Below are 19,698 nucleotides of genomic sequence, written 5' to 3' on the forward strand. Positions count from 1 at the left end.
CCAGCACCGATGCCAGCACCGATGCCGGATCAGATCACCGAAAAGCTGGACGCCGATAAACCTCCAAACAAGGCGGCCTTCGCCGGATGCGCACGAAGGTCTCGGGGAAGCGCCGCGACAGCCACAGATAGGCGCTGGCGAGCTTCACGGTCCGCTCCTGGTAGTCGAGCGCGCCCGAGAGGTTGCCGCGCAGAGCCGGGACCGTGAGGCCGGCGGCGCGCGCTTGGCACCAGCGCTCTAGCAGCCCCATGGCGATCTCGTCGCGCCGGTCGATCGGGCAGACCGAGAAGGCGAACTTCTCCTCGATCGGCAGCCGCGCCCGGTCGACGATCCGGGCGACCTCCAGCACCTCCTCCAGGGCCGAGGGCTGGAACGGCGAGCCCGCGTAGAAGGTCGCCCGGGCGAAGTGGGTCAGCACCTCGTGCAGGCTGTGGGTGCGCATCTCCTCCGCCACCGAGCGGATCGCCCCGAGATCCGGGCGGACGAAGAAGCGCGTGTCGGCCGCCGGAGCCGTCGGGGCGCCCGAGAGGGCGGTGCGGATCGGCTCGGCGGCGTACGGGTCGGTCGCCGCCACGTAGCCGACATCCTGGTGGCCGTAGCGGCCGGCCCGGCCGGCGATCTGCCGGATCTCGGAATGGGTCAGCGCCCGCTCGGCGGTCCCGTCCCACTTGCGCACCGCCGAGAAGACGATCCGCTTCAGCGGGCCGAGGTTCAGCCCCATGCCGATCGCGTCGGTGGTCACCAGCACGTTGGCCTCGCCGGAGCGGAAGCGCGCGGCCTCGGCCCGGCGGACCTCCGGCGACAGGGCGCCGTAGATCGTCGCCACACGGTGACCGCGGGCGACGAGGACCTCGCGGTTCTCGTGCACGGCCCGGCGCGAGAAGGCGACGACCGCGTCCCCGGCCTCGACCTTCTCCAGCGGCACCGGCTCCTCCAGCAGCAGGAGCGGCGACTTGCGGGTGAAGGGGATCACCTCCAGGGACTCGTCGGCGGCCTCGGCGGCGCGGCGGACATACGACAGGGCGTCGTCGGAGCCGCAGACGATCACGGTCCGCGCCGCGACGCCGAACAGCGCGTTGGTCCAGGCCCAGCCGCGGTCGGGGTCCGACAGCATCTGGATCTCGTCGATCACCGCCACGTCGATCGGCCGGGTCAGGTCGGCGGTCTCGATGGTGCGGGCGGTGTGGGTCGGGTCGGCCTCGCCCAGCACCTCCTCGCCGGTGATCATGCCCGCGCGCAGGCCCCGCTCGCGCAGGGTCTCGTAGTTCTCCAGCGCCAGCAGCCGGAGCGGCGCGAGGTAGGCACCGGTCCCGGCCGCGGTCAGGTGCTGGAGCGCCGCGTAGGTCTTGCCGGAATTGGTCGGCCCCATGTGGAACACGATCTTCCGGTCGAGGCGCCGGGCGGCGGTGAACCGCTCGATATAGGCGCCGAAGCCGACCTGATCGCGCAGCCGCCGCAGGCGCGAGCCCTCGCGCGCCACCGCCTTGGCGTGGCGGCGGACGGGGGTGAGCGTGTCGTTGAGGCCGCGGGCCAGCTTCGGGCCGTACGTGAAGACCCGGGACCGGAGCGAGCGGTCCATGTGGGCGATGTAGGCGGCGGCGTCCGCCCCGACCTCGCGCAGGTCGACGAGGAGCTGCGCCCGCAGCCGGTCGACCGGCTTGTGCAGGGCGCGGGTCGCCTGGATGGCCGTGCGCGCCACGGCATCGCGCAGGGCCTCCAGGCGGTGCGTCGGGTCGTTCCGCGCGGCCATGCGGGCGAGGATCTCGGCCGCCTCCGGCTCGGGGGCCACGTCGAGGCGCAGGTCCAGGCGGCCGTTGTCGAGGAGCGGGATCTCGGTCCGGATCAGCCAAGTGATGCGGTGGTCCTTGGTGACCACGGCCCGGAGATTGGGGATCGCCTTCCGGATCGCCGGGACGCCGGTCTCCGCGAAGGCCCGGGCGGCCCGCATCTCCCGGAGCGCCCGGGCGACGCGGTCGTCGTCGACCTCGGCGCCGTAATCGGGCAGGTCGAGCTGGGCGAGCAGCCGGTCGAGGTCGACCGCCTCCGGGGCGACGCCGAGCCGCTCCAGGGACTCGATCAGGCTCTCGATCGTCGGGCGGAGACGCTTGCGCGCCATGCGGTCACCTTCGGCAGAAGCGTCTGACGCCAACCCCGACGCGGTCGGGGGCGGTCCGGATCCGATCCATGCGCCGGACGGAGGCGGCACGCCATCCCTGATGCGCGTCTCCGCCGTCTTTGCGAGCGCAGCGAAGCAATCCAGTCGGTGCCATCCGGACGGAAGGCGCGCCGCCCTGGGTCGCTTCGCTGCGCTCGCGATGACGGAGCGTTACGGATGCCGCGCCGCCTCGGCGAGCCAGCCGCAGAAGGCCCGGACCGCCGGATCCTCCGCCCGCGGCTCGGGGATGTAGGTGTAGTAGCTCCGCGCGGGCAGGGCGGGGCCCGGGAAGGGCAGGGTCAGGCGCCCGGCCGCGACGTCGTCGGCGATCAGCCGCTCGGGCCCCATGGCGACGCCGAGCCCGTCGAGGGCCGCCTGGAGGGTCAGGTAGAAATGCTCCAGCGTCACCGTGGCCCGCGGCGCCAGGTCCGGGACGCCCGCCGCGCGCAGCCAGTCGGGCCAGACCCGCGGCAGCGTCGCGGCGTGCAGCAGCGTGTGCTGCCGGAGATCCTCCGGCACCCGGAGCGGCAGCCGGCGCAGCAGGTCCGGGCTGCAGACCGGGATGCGCCGCTCGGACAGGAACGGCTCCGCGCGGTGGCCCGGGCGGCTGTCCGGGCCGCCCCGGATCGCCACGTCGAACGGCTCGGCCAGGCTGGCGAGGGGCACGTTCGAGGTGGTCAGCCGCACCTCGATCGACGGGTTGGCCCGCTGGAAGCCCGACAGGCGCGGGATCAGCCAGCGGAGTGTGAAGGTCGCCAGCGCGTTCACGTGCAGCAGGCGCGGCCGTCCGCGCTCGGCCTGCCGGGCGGTGGCCAGGGCGATGCGGTCGAGGGCGGCGCCGATCTCGGTGGCGTAGGCCGTGCCGGCCTCGGTGAGGACCACCCGCCGGTTGTGGCGCTCGAACAGCGGCAGCCCGAGCCAGCCTTCCAGCGTCTGGACGTGCCGGCTGACCGCCCCGTGGGTGACCCGCAGCTCGTCCGCCGCGCGGGTGAAGCTCCCGTGCCGCGCGGCCGCCTCGAAGGCCTTCACGGCGTTGAGGGGCGGCAGGCGACGGTGCACGGGTCAGGTTTCCTCACGCGAGCGTCAGCATAAGTCGTTTGTCAGCTCCGGGCCAGGGCGCCATCCTGATGCCGCACCACGAAGGATGGCTGGATGTCCGTCGCGTCCGATCTGACCGCGTCTTCCGAAACTGCGTCTTCCGAAACCGCATCCCCCCGGGCCGCGTCCCTGCCGGACGCCCGGCGCACGCTGGTGGCCACCGGCGTGAACCACGCGCTGCACGACGGCTACACGGACCTGATCTACGTGCTGCTGCCGGTCTGGCAGGCGGAGTTCGGCCTCGATTACGTGGCCCTGGCATTCCTGCGCTCCCTCTACAACGGCGCCCTGGCAGCGCTGCAGATGCCGGCGAGCCGCCTCGCCCAGGCCTGGGGTGCCCGCACCGTGCTGGTGCTCGGTACTGTGCTCAGCGCGGCCGGCTACGCGATCGCCGGCGCCTCGGGCGGCCTCGTCGGGCTCGGAATCGGGCTCCTGCTCGGCGGCGCCGGCAGCAGCACCCAGCATCCCCTGGCGTCCGCGGTGATCGCCCGGGCCTACGGGCCCGGCGCCCGCGGCCCGCTCGGCACCTACAATTTCACCGGCGATCTCGGGAAGGCGGCGGTCCCGCCCCTGGTCGGCCTGCTGCTGACCCTGACGGGCTGGCGGCACGCGCTCTGGGTGATCGCCGGCGCCGGGATCGTGGTCGCGCTCGCGGTCGCGCGCCTGCTGCCGCGTGATCCGGCGTCACGCAGCGGCGGCGCCGCTGCGCGGCCGGCGCCCCATGCGTCCGCGACCGGGTCGGGGAGCGGCACGGGCTTCCGGCTGCTCGTCGCCATCGGCATGCTCGACAACGCCGCGCGGCCGGCCTTCCTGCTCTACCTGCCGTTCCTGCTGCAGGAGAAGGGCGCGGCGCTGACCACGGTGGGCCTCGCCCTGTCGCTGGTCTTCGTCGGCGGCGCGCTCGGCAAGGCGGTCTGCGGGCGCCTCGGGGAACGCCTCGGCGTGACCCGGACCGTGATCCTCACCGAGACCGGGACGGCACTGGCGATCCTGGCGGTGATCGTGCTGCCGCTGGCTCCCGGGCTGATCCTGCTGCCGCTGCTCGGCGTGATGCTGAACGGCACCTCGTCGGTCCTCTACGGGACCGTCCCGGAGCTGGCGCCCGGCGGCCGGGTCGAGCGGGCCTTCGCGGTGTTCTACACCTGGACGCTCGGCGGCAGCGCGCTGGCGGCACCGCTGCTCTACGGGCGGCTCGGCGACGCGGCTGGCCCGCACTGGGCGGCCGTGGCGGCGGCCGGGACGGCGCTCGCCGTGGTGCCGCTGATGCTGGCCCTGGCGCCGCGCCTCGGGGCGGCGCACCGGCAGCGGGCCTGAGGCGCGCCGTCCGCTCGGATCACCCGTCATCGCGCGCGCAGCGAAGCGACCCGGGGATGCGCGACGCCGAGAACCGCGGTACCACTCTGGATTGCTTCGCTCCGCTCGCAACGACGTTCGCGTCAGGCGTTTCCGAGGGTGCTGACCCGGACGGCCTCGGACCGGCCGTCCACCGCCACGTCCCGGATCTCCGCCGGCGCCACGCGGGCCGCCGCGTAGACCGCCTCCGACACCACCGCCACGCAGCCGAGGACCTTGGTCAGGCCCTGGAGCCGGGCCGCGACGTTGACGGTGTCGCCGAGCGCCGTGAACCGGGCGTCGGTGGCGTCGCCCATCTCGCCGACGATCGCCGGGCCGGCATGCACGCCGATCCCGTACCGGAGGGTGTGCTCCAGGTCGGCCGCCAGGAGCCCGTTCAGGGTGTCGACCGACTCGGCGATGAGGTCGATCGCCCTCAGGGCCTCCCGGGCGGCCGCCTCGGCCTCCGTCTCCAGGCCGAACAGGGCCAGCAGGCCGTCGCCGAGGAACTGGTTGGTCGAGCCGCCGGCCTCGCGCACGGCGTCGCCGACCGCGCCGAGGAAGCGGTTGATGATGAACACCGTGTCGTAGGGCAGGCGCTCCTCGGCGAGCCGCGTCGAGCCGCGCAGGTCGACGAACATCGCCACGATGAAGCGCTCCTCGCCCGACTGCGCCCGGTCGAGCAGGTCGGCCTGGCGCATCCGCGGCTGCGGCGGCAGCAGCGGCACCACGGCCATGTCGGTCTCCGGCCGGAACTGGCAGGCGAGGCGCACCCCCGGGCCGGCCGCGATGCGCTCCAGCACCGCCCGCTCGGTGCGGCCGGGCGCCGGCGCCCCGTCGCTGCCGTCCGTCACCCGGATCCGGCAGGTCGAGCACCGGCCGCGGCCGCCGCAGACGCTGGCATGGGGGATCCGGTTGCGCCGGCTCGCCTCCAGGACGCTCGTGCCGCGGGGTACCCGCACCACCCGTCCGTCCGGGTAGCTGAGCCGGATCGTGCCGCGCTTGATCTCGGCGAGCGTCCGCGCGCCGCGGGCCGCGATCACCGCCGCCACGAGGCCCGCGTAGGTCCCGAGCAGCCCGTCCCGGACGGCGGCGAGCCGCGCCACCTGGTCCGGCAGCCCGACATGGACCGGCTGGAGCGCCGCCGCGCGCCACGCCGGATCCTGCGCCAGGGTCATGACCATCCGGCCGCCCTGCGCGAAGCCCAGCAGCGACAGGACCGGCACCAGCACCGCGAGCGCCAGCAGCCAGGGCGCCATGCGGTCGAAGCCGGGCTTCAGCCGCAGCCAGAAATACAGGCCCATGCAGCCGTGGATCCAGGCGACGACCAGGACCGTGACCTGCATCAGGCCGAGGATCGGCGAGGCGATCCAGAAGGCGTAGAGTTCTTGCGCGTAGCCCTTGTCGAGCCCCTCGGTGACGAAGGAGACCCGGGTCCCGACGATGTGGCTGATGAGCAGCGGCGGGATCAGCAGGCCCGAGACCAGCTGCAGGGTCTCGGACGGCCGCCAGTGGAAGAAGCGGGCCGCGTAGAGGGCCTGGAGCCCGAGCAGCAGGTGGACCACCAGGGCGCCGTAGAGCAGCGTCAGGCCGACGGGGTTGAGCCAGACGGCCGTGACGAGGTCGAGGCCGTCCTCCATGGCGTCGAGGGAGACGTTGCCCAGGGCGTGGTTCAGCAGGTGGGTCAGCACGTAGCCGAACAGGATCAGGCCGCTGGCCAGCCGGAGGCGCCGGAGGTTCAGGCGCAGCCGCGCGGCGCGCGGGGCCGACCGGGGTTGCGCGCCCGACTCGGCGGACCGGAGCGTCGCGATCGAGGCTGTGCGCACCATGCTGGAGGTCCGAGGGGATCGGTTCTGGGCCCGCCATTCACGGGCCCCTCGTACCAGCAAGACTTCCGTTGCGTCCGATTTATTTCTAATCGCCCGCGTTTCGCCGGATCCCGGCGACGCGGATCGCGCGGGGCCGCCCGCGCCGGAGCCCCGATGCTGGACACCTTCTTCGCCCGCAGCGCCGCCGCGGTGGCCTCCGACCTGATCGGCGCCCGCCTGTTCGTCGGCGCGGCCGGCGGGATCATCGTCGAGACCGAGGCCTACGACAGCACCGATCCGGCCTCCCACAGCTTCCGCGGCCCGACCCGGCGCAACGCCAGCATGTTCGGCCCGCCGGCCCACGCCTACGTGTACCGATCCTACGGGATGCACTGGTGCCTGAACCTCGTCTGCGAGCCCGGCAGCGCCGTGCTGCTCCGGGCCCTCGCGCCGACCGAGGGGCTTCCCGCCATGCGGGCGCGCCGCGGCCTGGAGGATCCGCGCCTCCTCTGCGCCGGCCCCGGCCGCCTCTGCCAGGCCCTCGGCGTCACCGACGCGCTCGACGGAGCACCCCTCGCGCGGGCGCCGTTCCGGTTCGAGCCGCGCGCCGCGGGCGATTCCGGGGGCGTCGACGTGGTCAGCGACCGGCGCATCGGCATCACCCGCGGCGCCGAGACGCCCTGGCGCTTCCTGCTCGCCGGCTCCCGGTTCGTGAGCCGCCCGGCGCGGAAGGCAGGGCCGGCCGCCGGATGAGGGCGGCCGCCCGCCGCGCGTCACCTCGCGCCCCGCCGCGGCCGCCGGGAACTTGGGCACCCGCCTGCGGTTCCCCGGTCGTGGACGAGGGAGCCCCGGCATGCTGGCGATGAACTACCGCGGGCCGTACCGCGTGCGCGTCGATCGCAAGCCGATCCCCGTGTGCGAGCATGTTGAGGATGCGGTCATCCGAGTTACGCGGACCTGCGTCTGCGGATCTGATCTTCACCTGTACCATGGAATGGTGCCGGATACGCGCGTCGGCACGACGTTCGGCCACGAATTCACCGGCGTTGTTGAGGAGGTCGGCTCCGGCGTGCGCAATCTCGCCGTCGGCGACCACGTGCTGGTCCCGTTCAACATCGCCTGCGGCCGCTGTCACTTCTGCAAGCAGGGGCTGTTCGGGAACTGCCACGAGGCGAACGCGCAGGCGACCGCGGTCGGCGGCATCTACGGATACTCGCACACCGCCGGCGGCTACGACGGCGGCCAGGCCGAGTACGTCCGGGTGCCCTACGCCGATGTCGGCCCCTGCAAGATCCCCGAGACGATGGACCTCGACGACGCGGTGCTGCTCACCGACGTCGTGCCGACCGGCTATCAGGCGGCCGAGATGGGCGGGATCCAGCGCGGCGACACCGTCGTGGTCTTCGGCGCCGGACCGGTCGGCATCATGGCGGCGCGCTGCGCGTGGCTGTTCGGGGCCGGCCGCGTGATCGTCATCGACCACGTCGAGTACCGGCTCGACTTCGCGCGGCGGTACTGTCCCGCCGAGGTCTACAATTTCCGCTCGATCGGGGATCCCGTGGTCTTCCTGAAGAAGACCACCGATTCGCTCGGTGCCGACGTCTGCATCGACGCGGTCGGCGGCGACGCGGCGGGGAGCGCCCTGCATACCCTGATGGGGACCAAGCTGAAGCTCGAGGGCGGCTCGGCGGTGGCGCTCCACTGGGCGATCAACGCGGTCAAGAAGGGCGGGATCGTCTCGATCGTCGGGGTCTACGGGCCGACCGGCAACCTGATCCCGATCGGCAACGTCCTGAACAAGGGCATCACCATCCGGGCCAACCAGGCCTCGGTGAAGCGCCTGCTGCCGAAGCTGATCGCCCATATCGAGGCGGGCCGCCTGAACCCCAAGGAACTGATCACCCACAAGGTGCCCCTCGAGGAGGCCGCGGATGCCTACCACCTCTTCTCGGCCAAGCTCGACGGCTGCATCAAGCCGGTCCTGGTCCCCCCGACGGCACGCGCGTGAGGAGGGGGCGATGAGAAACCGTCCGATCGATCCGTCGACGGTCCCGGGCTGGGGCGTCGACGCGGATCCGCAGAACGATCCGACCTACCCGATGCGCGACATCGCGCGCGACGACAGCCGGGGCATGAACTGGACGCGGCCGCCGCAGCAGCGGGCGCGCGTCGAGGTCCTCACCTCGATCGAGTACAACGCCCGGCCGGCGGTCGTCGGCACGTCGACCCCGCCGCGCGGCGTGAGCGGCGTCATCCGCCGGCAGGCGTTCCGCTACAGCGAGTCCCAGTGGGCGCACTGGCTGATGCTGATGGCCGCCGACCGGGTGAACGTGGTCGAGGGCGTGGTCGACGACATCGCGCGGGGCCGCGTCCCCAACGTCCCGGCCGAGATGGGCGCCCGGGCCGAGCTGGCCCACAACCGGTCCGGGCTGGCGGCGAAGCTCGCGCTGACCGGCGCGGCGATCGGGCTCGGGATCCTGGTCTCGCGCCTGGCCCGGGCGCAGCGGCGCTAGGGCCGCCCCGGAGCCGCTCCGTCCCGGGTCCGCCCCCGGCGCCCCCGGACGACGGCGCGGGGAACGGCTTTCGCGGCGGGTCCTCCCTCGGCTAGGACAGCGGGGCGCGCAGCCCTCCGGGTGCCTGCGGCGAGCCCGGGGGGACCATGGCGGCCAAGGATGAAGCGACGTGGCGGGTCGGCGTCCTGTTCTCCCGCAGCGGGGTGAGCGGCATCACCGAGACCGAGCACTTCCTCGGCACCGCCCTGGCGATCGAGGAGATCAACCGGGCCGGCGGCGTGCTCGGGCGCCCGATCGAGCCCGTCTGCTACGACCCCGCCGGCGACAACGACGCCTACCGCACCCTGGCCCGGCGGATGCTCGCCGAGGACGGGGTCGAGGTGGTGTTCGGCTGCTCGCTCTCGGCGAGCCGGAAATCGGTGCTCTCCACCGTCGAGCGGCACAACGGCCTGCTCTGGTACCCGTCGATCTACGAGGGCTTCGAGTACTCGGAGAACATCATCTACACCGGCGCGACCCTCAACCAGAACGTCTTCGCACTGGCCGACTACCTGATGCAGGAGCACGGGCCGCGGATCTTCCTGATCGGGTCCGACTACATCTACCCGCGGGAATCGAACCGGGTCATGCGCGACCTGATCGAGGCGAAGGGCGGGACCATCGCGGGCGAGCTCTACGCGGCCCTCGACGCGGACGACGCAGCCCACGCCGCCATGATCGCGGCGATCCGCGACGCTGCCCCGGACGCGGTCTTCTCCACGGTGGTCGGGCGCGGCGCCGAGCGGCTCTACCGCGCCTACGCCGCGTCCGGCATCGACCGCGCCCGCTGCCCGATCGCCAGCCTCACCCTGGCGGAGGGCCAGATCCGCGCGATCGGCCCCGAGCACTGCACCGGCCACGTCCTCGCGGCGCCGTATTTCGGCGCGCTGCCCGGCGAGGAGAACCGGCGCTTCGTCGCCGCCTTCCAGGCCCGGTTCGGGCCTGAGCGCCCCACCAGCATGTGGTCGGAGACCGCCTACGCGCAGGTCCACCTCTTCGCCCGGGCGCTCGCGGAGGCCGGCACCCTCGACGCCGAGCGCCTCGGCGCGGCGGCCCTGCGGCAGCGCCTCGCGGCGCCGGAGGGCGAACTCGCCTTCGACGGCGAGACGCGCCACATCTGGCTCACCCCCGGCATCGGGGTCGCCCGCGCGGACGGGCAGTTCGACGTCGTCTGGCGGGCGCGGCGGCCGGTGCGGCCCGACCCGTACCTCGCGTGGTCCCGATTCGAGACGAACTGGCTGGAGGAGGGGCTCGCCGCGTGACCGCCCCCGCCCGCAAGATCCTGGACGACCTGCGGCGCGCCCGCGCCCTCGTCATCCATCCCCGGGACGAGGAGGCCGCCGCTTTGCTGGAGCAGCTCCGCCGCCTCGGCTGCGCGGTCTCCCTGGCGTGGCCGCCGCCCGCCGCCCTGCCGGCCGACATCGACACGCTGTTCATCCAGCTCGACGACGCCCAGGTGATGCACCTGCTGCCGTCGATCGAGGCGATCGAGCCGGCGGTCATCGCCATCGTGGCCTACGAGAGCCCGACCTCGCTCAAGGCGATCGCGGACGTCAACGCCCACGGCGTGCTCAACAAGCCGCTCCACCCGCGGGGCGTGCTGACCCAGTTCGCCCTGGCCCGCTACCGGCGCGGCTACGAGGGCCGGCTCACCAGCAAGATCAACCGGCTGGAGGAGACCATGAAGGGCCGCCGCACCGTCGAGAAGGCGGTCCGGCTGCTCGTGGACCTGAACCGGATCGACGAGGACGCCGCCTACAAGATGCTCCGGGACCGGGCCACCGCCGCCCGCGTGCCGATGGCGAGCGTGGCCGAGAGCGTGGTCTCGGCCCACGAGGCGATGAGCGGTCTCGGCCTGCGCATCGCGTTGGCGGAAAAGACTTGATCGCAGCAGCCTGCCGCATTTATGGTCTTGCGGTCTGTTTCGGGGTGCGTATCGTAGTCTAACCGGGCAGGGTTGCCCCGCAGCAGCAGTGCTGCACGACATCACGGCTTTGAAGCCTCTGGTTCGCGGATGATCTGTCTCCGCGCCCAGGGGCTTTTTGCGTTTCGGAGCTCTCATGGTCCAAGCGAACGATCCCGCGCGCCCGCCGATACGGGTGTCGTGCATCCAGTTCGAGCCGGAATTCGGCGCGGTCGACGCGAATATGGCGCGCGCGTCGGACCTCGTCCGCGCGGCCGCCGCCGAGGGCGGCCGGCTGATCGTGCTGCCGGAACTCGCGAGCACCGGCTACGTGTTCGAATCCGCCGCGGAGGCCGCCGCGCTGGCCGAGCCGGTGCCGGACGGCCCGACCACCCGCGCCTGGGCGGCGCTGGCCGCGGAGCTCGGCGTGCACATCGTGGCGGGCATCGCCGAATCCGCCGGCGAGACCCTCTACAACGCCGCCGTGATCGTCGGGCCGGAGGGCTACATCGGCACCTACCGCAAGGCGCATCTCTGGGACCAGGAGAACGTGTTCTTCGCCAGGGGCGATCTCGGCTTCCCGGTCTTCGACACCGCGCTCGGGAAGGTCGGCGTCGCGATCTGCTACGACGGCTGGTTCCCCGAGACCTTCCGGCAGCTGGCGCTCGCCGGCGCCGAGATCGTCTGCGTCCCGACCAACTGGGTGCCGATGCCCGACCAGCCCGACGGCGAGGCCGCCATGGCCAACACCCTGCACCGGGCCGCCGCGCACTCGAACGGGATCTTCATCGCCTGCGCCGACCGGGTCGGAATCGAGCGCGGCCAGCCCTTCGAGGGGCAGAGCCTGATCATCGGCCCCAAGGGCTGGCCGCTCGCCGGCCCGGCGAGCCGCGACCGCACCGAGACCGTCTCGGCGCTGGTCGACCTCGACGCGGCCGGGCGCAAGGACCTCAACGCGTTCAACTCGCTCCTGCGCGACCGCCGCGCCGACATCTACGGCTGAGCCCGCTTCGCACCGTCGTCATCCAAGGAGTTCGTTCATGGTGAAATGGTCCCTCGTCGGCGCCGCGGCGCTCGCCCTCGCCGCCGCGCAGGCCGCCACGGCCGCGCAGGCCGCCGACGGCAAGCCGATCGTCATCGGCATCCCGATCGGCCTGTCGGGCGCCAACAGCGTCGTCGCCCCCTCGGTGGTGCAGTCGGCCGAGCTCGCCGTGGAGGAGATCAACGCCAAGGGCGGCGTGCTCGGCCGCAAGCTCGTCCTGGAGGTGGCCGACGACGCCTCGGGGGCGGCCGGCGCCCAGAAGGCCTTCGACAGCCTGATCTACCAGAAGAAGGTCGACGTCCTCATCTCGATGGAGACGAGCGCGGCCCGCAACGCCGGCCTGCCCGCCGTCACCAAGGGGAAGGTGCCGTACATCTACACCTCGTTCTACGAGGGCCATTCCTGCAACAAGAACATGTTCGTGGACGCCTGGGTGCCGGAGCAGCAGGTGCCGCCGGTGGTGGACGCCTTCAAGGCAAAGGGCGCCAAGACCTACTTCCTGATCGGCAGCGACTACGCCTTCGGCCGCGGCATGCTGGGCTTCGCCAAGAGCTACGTCGAGAAGACCGGTGGCAAGGTGGTCGGCGAGGAGTACCTGCCGATGGACGGCAGCGACTGGACGGCGATCATCTCCAAGCTGAAGGAGGCCAAGCCCGACGCGCTGATCACCTCGACCGCGGGCGGCGCGCCGAACGTGACGCTGACCAAGCAGCTGCGCGGCGCGGGCGTGTCGCTGCCCTTCGCCAACCTCGCGCTGGACGAGGGCACCGCCAAGAGCATGGGCGCGGACGCCGCGGGCGTCTACCTCTCGGCCTCCTACGTCACCGGGATCGACAGCCCGGAGAACAAGGCGTTCCTGGCGGCGATGCAGAAGAAGTTCGGCGCGGAGCTGCGCACGCCCAACGACCTCTCGGTGCCGGAATACGAGGCGATCTACCTCTACAAGGCCGCCGTCGAGAAGGCGGGCGGGACCGAGACCGCCAAGGTCCTGGAGGCGCTCCCGACCGTGAGCTTCACCGGGCCGCGGGGCACGATCACCATGAGCAAGCAGCACCACGCGCCGCTGACCATGTATCTCGGCCAGATCCAGAAGGACGGCACCGTGAAGGTCGCCGGCACCTTCAAGGACGTCGATCCCGGCGAGCAGTGCCCGAAGCTGCAGTGAGGGGCGGGGCACGAGGCCTCGCCCGGGCGGGCGACGATATCCACCCGTCTCGCGCCGACGTCGATGACGGAGCGCCACGTGCCCCCTCTCCCGTGCGGGAGAGGGTTGGGGTGAGGGATTAGACGCTCCAGGATCGAGCGCGCCGTCGTCGCGCTGTCTTGGACGAGACTTCTCCGGAGAGGTCACACCCCTCACCCATGTCCCTCTCCCGCACGGGAGAGGGGACCCGCGCCCGGTCCGGAAGCCGCGGTGCCGTGGTCAATACGTGACTCGGCAAGCCCGCAGAGGGGGAGGGGACCGTCGTCACCCGCCAAATCCCTCCCTCAGCCCGCGACGACACGCGCACCCGGAATCCCCGATGCTGCTCACCCTCGACATCCTGACCACGGCGGCGATCCTGTTCATCGTCGCGATCGGCCTCCTGGCGATCTTCGGCGTGCTCAAGATCATCAACTTCGCCCACGGGGCGTGGCTGACGGTCGGGGCCTACTGCGCGGTGGTGACCGCCCGGCTCGGGCTCAATCCGTGGCTCGCCCTGCCGCTCGCCTTCGTCGTCGGCGCGGCGCTCGGCGGGCTCGCCGAGCACTTCATCATCCGCCCGCTCTACCGGCGGCCGCTGGACGCGATTCTCGCCACCTGGGGGCTCGGCATCGTGGTCGGGCAGCTCATCACCCTGGCCTTCGGCCGGGACGTCCAGCTCACCCCGAACCTCTACGCCGGCACCGTCGCGTTCCTCGGCGTCGACTACTCCGCCTACCGCCTCGTGGCGCTCGGCATCGCGCTGGCGATCGGCACGCTGTTCGCGCTCACCATCGAGCGGACCCGGCTCGGCCTCTCGGCCCGGGCGGTGATCATGAACGAGACCCTGGCGCGCAGCCTCGGCATCGACACGGGCCGGGTGCGCCTCGTCGTGTTCATGCTCGGCGCCGGCTTCGCCGGCCTCGCCGGCGTCCTGCTCACGCCGCTCACCAGCGTCGATCCGAACATGGGCGTCTCCTGGCTGATCGGCGCCTTCATGCTGGTGATGGTCGCCGACGCCTCGTACCTGGCGCTTGCGGCGGCCTGCCTGGTCTTCGGGGCCGCGCAGGTCCTGATCAGTACCTTCGTGAGCCCGATCCTGGGCAGCATCGCCGTCGCGGTGCTCGCCGCCCTCGTGCTGCGGATCAGCCCGAAAGGTTTCTCCCGTGCTTGAGACCCTGCCCGTCGCCGAGCGCGCCGCCGCGGCGCCCCGCGGACGCCGCCTGTCCCGCGCCGCGCCCTTCGTGGTCGCGGGCCTGGCGGCGCTGGCCCTCTGGATCGCGCCGCTCGTCCTCGACACCTTCGCGGTCAACGTCCTGACCCGCTCGATGATCTACGCGGTGCTGGCCGTCACGGTGGACCTGCTCTGGGGCTTCGCGGGGATCCTGACCTTCGGCCAGGCGGCGTTCTTCGGCATCGGCGCCTACGCCACCGCGATGATCCTCGCCGCCTACGGGGCGACGCCGCTCGGGATCGCCGCGGCCATCGCGGCGGCGCTCGTCGCGCCGGCCCTGCTCGGCCTCGCGGTCGGCTGGCTGTCCTTCTACCACCGCTCGACCCCGCTCTACGCCTCGGTGATCTCGCTCGTCGTCCCGATCGTCGTCGTGCAGCTCATCTACGCGGGCGGGGAATGGACCGGCTCCAGCAGCGGCCTCGTCGGCTTCGACGTGCTGCCCTTCGAGACCGAGGGCTATTTCCGCCTCGCGGCCCTGTTCCTGATCGCCGTCACGCTGGCGGCCTGGATCCTGGTCCGGGCCGATGCCGGCCGCGCCCTCGTGGCGCTCCGGGACAACGAGGCGCGCTGCGCCTATCTCGGCCTCAACCCGCGGCGCCTGCAGATCCGGCTGACCGCGTCCCTCGCCGCGGTGGCGGGGCTCGCGGGCTTCCTGTTCGCCAACGCCTCGGGCGTGGTCGCGCCCGAGAATGCCGGCTTCCTGTTCGGCACCGAGCTGGTCATCTGGGTGGCGCTCGGCGGCCGCGGCACGCTGCTCGGCCCGGTGCTCGGCACCGTCGCGATCGACTACCTCGCGGCGAATCTCTCGGGCGACCTGCCGTTCCTCTGGCAGCTCCTCCTGGGCTCGGCCTTCGTGGTCATCATCATCCTGCTGCCGGGCGGCCTCGCCGACCTCGTCGGCCGCCTCTGGCGGGCGCTGCCGGTGGGCCGGCGGCAGCCGGCGCCGCCGCGCCTCGTCGCGCGGGCGGCCGGGACCGAGGCGGCCGGGCCGGAGGTGACCGGCACCGAGGCGACCGGGACCCCGATCCTCAAGGTCGAGAACCTCGCCAAGGCCTACGGCGCCCTGACGGTGCTGGAGGGCATCGACCTCGAGATCCGGGCGGGCGAGCTCGTCAGCCTCGTCGGGCCCAACGGCGCCGGCAAGACCACGCTGATGCGCTGCCTCAGCGACGGCACCGAGCCGTTCAAGGGCGCGATCGCCGTCGGCGGCACGCCGATCACCGGGCTGACGCCGAACCGGATCGTCGGCCTCGGCGTCGGGCGCAAGTTCCAGGTGGCGAGCGTGTTCGAGAGCCTGTCGGTGGCCGACTGCCTCCGCCTCGCCCGGGCGTCCCACGACGGCCTGAGCCCGGTCGGGCGGGCCGAGACGCTGGGCCTGCCGCAGCCCGCCCTCGACGTCCTGCGCATGACCGGCCTCGACCGCCAGCTGACGCAGCCGACGCGCCTCCTGTCCCACGGCCAGAAGCAGGCGCTGGAGCTCGCCATGGTGGTGGCGCTGGAGCCGCGGCTGATCCTGCTCGACGAGCCCACCGCGGGCCTGACCAAGGCCGAGCGCACCACCATCGGGACCGTCCTCAAGGCGCTCACCGCCGAGGGCCGGATCGCCGCCGTGCTGGTCGAGCACGACCTCGATTTCGTGCGCGAGATCTCGTCGCGGATCGTGGTGCTGCACCAGGGCCGGCTGGTCCTGGACGGCACGGTCGAGGACGTCGTGGGCTCCGAACTGGTCCGGACCATCTACTCGGGAGGCGCCCATGGGTGAGGCAGCACAGCGGGCAGCACGGCAGATCGCGCCGGCGGGGGCCGCCCTCGCCCTCGACGGGGTGTCGAGCGGCTACGGCGCCGTCGCCATCGTGCGGGACGTGTCCCTCTCGGTCGGGCCGGGGGAGATCGTGGCGCTGCTGGGCAAGAACGGCATGGGCAAGACCACGCTGCTCAAGACCGTCCTGGGCATGGTGGCCCTGCGCGGCGGCGCCATCACGGTCGGGGGCCAGGCGCTCGCCGGCCTCACGCCGGCCAAGCTCAACGCGCTCGGCGTCGGCTACGCGCCGCAGGAGCAGCCCCTGTTCCAGGACCTGTCGATCCGCGACAACCTGCGCCTCGCGGTGCCCTCCGACCGGATGCTGCCGGAGGCGCTGGAGCGTCTGTTCGGCCATTTCCCGTTCCTGAAGGACCGGCTGGCCCAGCGGGCCGGCACCCTCTCCGGGGGCGAGCAGAAGATGCTGATCCTCGGGCGCGCCCTGATGCTGCGCCCGCGCCTCCTGCTGATCGACGAGATCTCCGAGGGCGTGCAGCCCTCCATGGTCGAGCGCCTGCGCGGCGTGCTCCAGGCCGAGCGGGCCGCGGGCGTGTCCATGCTGGTGGTGGAGCAGCACGTCGCCTTCGCGCTGGCGCTCGCCGATCGCTACGCCGTCCTCAAGCTCGGCGAGATCGTCGACAGCGGTCCGGCGCAGGCGCCGGACGCGCGGGCGCGCGTCATCGACCATCTGGCGGTGTGAGGTCGACCCGGATCCGCCACCGTCATCGCGAGCGCAGCGAAGCGACCCAGGGTCGCGCCACGCTCCCGGACGGGGCGCTGCTGGATTGCTTCGCTGCGCTCGCAAAGACGGCGGTGGATCGGGAGCAGGGAGGAGGAAGCCGTAAGCGCATGAGAGAACTCAACACCTTCTCGATCGCCGCCCGCTGCCCGCGGACCGGCCAGCTCGGCGTCGCGGTGGCGAGCGCCGTCCCGGCGGTGGGCGGGCTGTGCCCGTTCCTCAGGGCCGGGATCGGGGCCGTCACCACCCAGTCCTGGGTGAACCCCTACCTCGCCGCCCGCATCCTCGACGGGCTGGCCGGCGGGCAGGATCCCGACGCCGCGCTGGCGGCGGCCCTCGCCACCGACGACCGTCCGGACCTGCGCCAGCTCGGCCTCGTCGACGGGCAGGGGCGGGCCGCCGCCTGGACCGGCGCCGGATGCACGCCGGCGGCCGGCCACCGCACCGGGCCCGGCTACGCCGTCCAGGGCAACATGCTCGCCGGGCCGGGCGTGGTCGACGCCATGGCGGCGGCCTTCGAGGGGAGCGCCGCCCAGGATCTCGACGAGCGGCTGATGCGCAGCCTGGAGGCCGGCGACGCGGCCGGCGGCGACCGGCGCGGCAAGCAGTCGGCGGCGCTCAAGATCGTCGCCGGCGAGGAGTACCCGCTCCTCGACCTGCGGGTCGACGAGCACGCCGAGCCCGTCGCCGAGCTGCGCCGCGTCCTCGCGGTCGCCCGCCGTCAGCTCGTGCCGTTCGTGGCCGGCATGCCCCGGAAGGACGGCCCGGCCGGCGCCCTGCCGGACGACGTCGTGGCGATGCTGCTCAGGCCCCCCGCCGAGCGGCCGGGCGCCGCCGGGGATGTAGCCCCCGACCTGCTGCGCGACGTCGTCGGCCTGCGCCAGGAGCCCCGGCGGGTCGCGCACCTGCTGGCCCAGTTCGCGCCGGTGCTCGCCGAGATCGCGCGGCTCCGCGACCTCGACCTCGCGGACATCCACCCGCCGGTCGTGTTCGATCCGACGCTCCCCTACCGCCGGGTGCCCCATGACGACCGCCGCGACTGACCCCCTCTGGCAAGCCCCGATCACCGAGCTCGCGCGGCGGATCGCGGCGCGGGAGCTGTCGAGCGTCGAGCTCGTCGGCGCCAGCCTCGACCGGATCGCGCGCCTCGACGGCGCCCTGAACAGCATGGTCCACCTCGCGCCCGCGGCCCTCGACGCCGCGCGCGCGGCCGATGCCGAGATCGCCCGGACGGGGCCGCGCGGCCCGCTCCACGGCATCCCGATCGCCGTCAAGGACAACTACACCACCGCCGACATGCCGACCCGGGCCGGCACGGCGGTGGAGGCCCTGACCTTCCCGGCGGCCGACAGCCACGCCGTGGCGCGGCTGCGGGCGGCCGGCGCGGTGATCCTCGGCAAGACGCGGATGCACGAATTCGCCTGGGGCATGGTCACGCCGCCGACCCGCAACCCCTGGGACCCCGACCGGGTGCCCGGCGGCTCCAGCGGCGGCTCGGGCGCGGCGGTCGCGGCCCGCCTCTGCCCGGCCGCGCTCGGCTCGGACACGGGCGGCTCGATCCGGATCCCGGCCGCCCTGTGCGGGATCGTCGGGCTCAAGCCGACCTACGGCCGGGTCGGCCGGTCGGGGATCGTGCCGCATTCCTGGTCCCTCGACCATGCCGGGCCGCTGACCCTGACGGTGGCCGATGCCGCCCTGATGCTGCAGGCGCTCGCCGGCCCGGATCCCGGCGATCCCGCGGCCAGCGCGGCGCCGGTCCCCGACTACACGGCCGGTCTCGACCGGCCGATCCGGGGCCTGCGGGTCGCGGTGATCCGCAACCACTTCTTCGACGCAATCGACGACGACGTCGCCGCCGCCGTCGAGGCGGCGCTCCGCTTCCTCGAAGACTGGGGCTGCGCGGTGCGCGACGTCGCGGTGCCGTCCCTGCGCCACGGCCTCGGCGCCATCTACGCCATCGAGCTCGCCTCCTCGACCGCCTACCACGACCGCAGCCTCGCCCGGGGCCACGTGGCGGGCTTCGCCGCCGACGTCCGCGACCTCGTGGAGATGGGCCGGCTCGTGACCGGGCCGGACTACCTGCGGGCCGAGCAGGTGCGGGCCCTGATCATGGACGAGATGGCCGCCGTCCTGGCCGAGGCCGACGTGATCGTCGGCCCGGCCTCGCCGCTGACCGCGTGGCGGACGGACGAGTCGGCGGTGACGCTCGGCGGGCGCGCGGAGAGCGTGCTGGCGGCCTCCTGGCGCCTGACCTACCCGTTCAACCTCGCGGGCCTGCCCGCCATCGCGCTGCCCTGCGGCTTCGACCGGCGCGGCCTGCCGATCAGCCTCCAGATCGCCGCCCGGCCCTTCGCCGAGGCCGAGATCCTGCGCGTCGCCCACCAGTACGAGCGGGCGCACGCGTGGTGGTCCCGGGTGCCGCCCCTGGCCGGCTGAGGCGTCGCTCCCGTCCCGAACAGCTGAGCGGGACGGGGGCGGTCGATTGTACACAACCAATACCGTGCCGCATCGCGAATATCCGCGTGATCTACCGATCAATGCGCGTGGAACCCTTTCTCCGCCGCTGCCGTTGCTGGCTTCGATTGAAGTCAGGAGGCCAACCATGCGGACCATCATTCTCTCGGGCGCCCTGTTCGCGGCCCTGTGCGGCGCGGCGAGCGCCGAGGAGACCACCGTCATCCGCCGCGACGGGCCCGCCGTCGTCGACCACCGCGACACCGTCGTCGAGAAGCGCGAGGTCACCACCGGCAGCGTCGATTGCGGTTCGAAGACCGTCCATAAGGAGGACGGCATGGGCAACTCCAAGACCGTCCACAAGGAAGGCTGCAACTGATCCCCGGCGGCCAGCCGCGCC

General features: G+C 73.1%; 17 protein-coding genes. 14 read left to right on the forward strand and 3 right to left on the reverse strand.

Going from position 1 to position 19,698, the window contains the following annotated elements; all coding sequences use genetic code 11:
• Positions 1-34 precede the first annotated feature (34 nt).
• Complete coding sequence (locus BM419_RS26840; RefSeq protein ID WP_091928220.1) at positions 35-2,116, reverse strand: helicase-related protein; 2,082 nt, start codon at positions 2,114-2,116, stop codon at positions 35-37.
• A 210-nt stretch (positions 2,117-2,326) separates the two neighbouring features.
• Positions 2,327-3,214, reverse strand: coding sequence for a transcriptional regulator GcvA (gcvA, locus tag BM419_RS26845; protein WP_091928221.1), 888 nt, complete (start codon positions 3,212-3,214; stop codon positions 2,327-2,329).
• Between the two features lie 93 nt (positions 3,215-3,307).
• Here gcvA and BM419_RS26850 point away from each other — a divergent pair, with 93 nt between their 5' ends.
• Positions 3,308-4,567 carry an MFS transporter gene (locus tag BM419_RS26850; RefSeq protein WP_091928222.1) on the forward strand — a complete coding sequence of 420 codons (1,260 nt, stop codon included), beginning with the start codon at positions 3,308-3,310 and terminating at the stop codon, positions 4,565-4,567.
• Between the two features lie 122 nt (positions 4,568-4,689).
• Here the strand turns inward: BM419_RS26850 and BM419_RS26855 are convergent, their stop codons facing one another.
• Positions 4,690-6,414 carry an adenylate/guanylate cyclase domain-containing protein gene (locus BM419_RS26855; RefSeq protein WP_056524564.1) on the reverse strand — a complete coding sequence of 575 codons (1,725 nt, stop codon included), beginning with the start codon at positions 6,412-6,414 and terminating at the stop codon, positions 4,690-4,692.
• A gap of 153 nt (positions 6,415-6,567) precedes the next feature.
• Between BM419_RS26855 and BM419_RS26860 the strand changes: the two genes are divergently transcribed.
• The 13 genes from BM419_RS26860 to BM419_RS26920 all read left to right on the forward strand — a co-directional run bounded on the left by BM419_RS26860 (position 6,568) and on the right by BM419_RS26920 (position 19,677).
• Positions 6,568-7,146, forward strand: coding sequence for a DNA-3-methyladenine glycosylase (locus BM419_RS26860; RefSeq protein ID WP_020096067.1), 579 nt, complete (start codon positions 6,568-6,570; stop codon positions 7,144-7,146).
• Between the two features lie 109 nt (positions 7,147-7,255).
• Positions 7,256-8,401, forward strand: coding sequence for a zinc-dependent alcohol dehydrogenase (locus tag BM419_RS26865; RefSeq protein WP_244540873.1), 1,146 nt, complete (start codon positions 7,256-7,258; stop codon positions 8,399-8,401).
• 10 nt (positions 8,402-8,411) lie between these two features.
• The gene (locus tag BM419_RS26870) at positions 8,412-8,906 is read left to right on the forward strand and encodes a hypothetical protein (protein ID WP_091928223.1); all 495 of its coding nucleotides are present in this window, start codon (positions 8,412-8,414) and stop codon (positions 8,904-8,906) included.
• A gap of 146 nt (positions 8,907-9,052) precedes the next feature.
• Positions 9,053-10,207: a transporter substrate-binding domain-containing protein gene (locus tag BM419_RS26875; protein WP_091928224.1), complete on the forward strand. Its 1,155-nt coding sequence runs from the start codon at positions 9,053-9,055 to the stop codon at positions 10,205-10,207.
• Entirely contained in the window at positions 10,204-10,830 is a 627-nt protein-coding gene (locus BM419_RS26880; RefSeq protein ID WP_020096063.1) for an ANTAR domain-containing response regulator, read from the forward strand. Before BM419_RS26875 ends, BM419_RS26880 begins: the two co-directional genes overlap by 4 nt.
• A 175-nt stretch (positions 10,831-11,005) precedes the next feature.
• Positions 11,006-11,851, forward strand: coding sequence for a nitrilase family protein (locus BM419_RS26885; RefSeq protein WP_091928225.1), 846 nt, complete (start codon positions 11,006-11,008; stop codon positions 11,849-11,851).
• 37 nt (positions 11,852-11,888) lie between these two features.
• Complete coding sequence (locus tag BM419_RS26890; protein WP_091928226.1) at positions 11,889-13,055, forward strand: substrate-binding protein; 1,167 nt, start codon at positions 11,889-11,891, stop codon at positions 13,053-13,055.
• A 358-nt stretch (positions 13,056-13,413) separates the two neighbouring features.
• Positions 13,414-14,247: a branched-chain amino acid ABC transporter permease gene (locus tag BM419_RS26895; RefSeq protein WP_020096060.1), complete on the forward strand. Its 834-nt coding sequence runs from the start codon at positions 13,414-13,416 to the stop codon at positions 14,245-14,247.
• Positions 14,240-16,069, forward strand: coding sequence for a branched-chain amino acid ABC transporter ATP-binding protein/permease (locus tag BM419_RS26900; RefSeq protein WP_091928227.1), 1,830 nt, complete (start codon positions 14,240-14,242; stop codon positions 16,067-16,069). The genes BM419_RS26895 and BM419_RS26900 overlap by 8 nt, the downstream gene beginning before the upstream one ends.
• Positions 16,062-16,805, forward strand: a complete 744-nt coding sequence (locus BM419_RS26905) for an ABC transporter ATP-binding protein (RefSeq protein ID WP_091928228.1) — start codon at positions 16,062-16,064, stop codon at positions 16,803-16,805. The genes BM419_RS26900 and BM419_RS26905 overlap by 8 nt, the downstream gene beginning before the upstream one ends.
• 149 nt (positions 16,806-16,954) lie before the next feature.
• A complete protein-coding gene (locus BM419_RS26910) occupies positions 16,955-17,887 on the forward strand; it encodes a DUF1028 domain-containing protein (protein WP_091928229.1) in 933 nt (310 codons plus the stop codon).
• The gene (locus tag BM419_RS26915; protein WP_091928230.1) at positions 17,868-19,280 is read left to right on the forward strand and encodes an amidase; all 1,413 of its coding nucleotides are present in this window, start codon (positions 17,868-17,870) and stop codon (positions 19,278-19,280) included. Before BM419_RS26910 ends, BM419_RS26915 begins: the two co-directional genes overlap by 20 nt.
• Before the next feature lie 166 nt (positions 19,281-19,446).
• Complete coding sequence (locus BM419_RS26920; protein WP_020096055.1) at positions 19,447-19,677, forward strand: hypothetical protein; 231 nt, start codon at positions 19,447-19,449, stop codon at positions 19,675-19,677.
• Positions 19,678-19,698: the final 21 nt, after the last annotated feature.

The organism is Methylobacterium sp. yr668, from assembly GCF_900116245.1.
Lineage (GTDB): Bacteria > Pseudomonadota > Alphaproteobacteria > Rhizobiales > Beijerinckiaceae > Methylobacterium.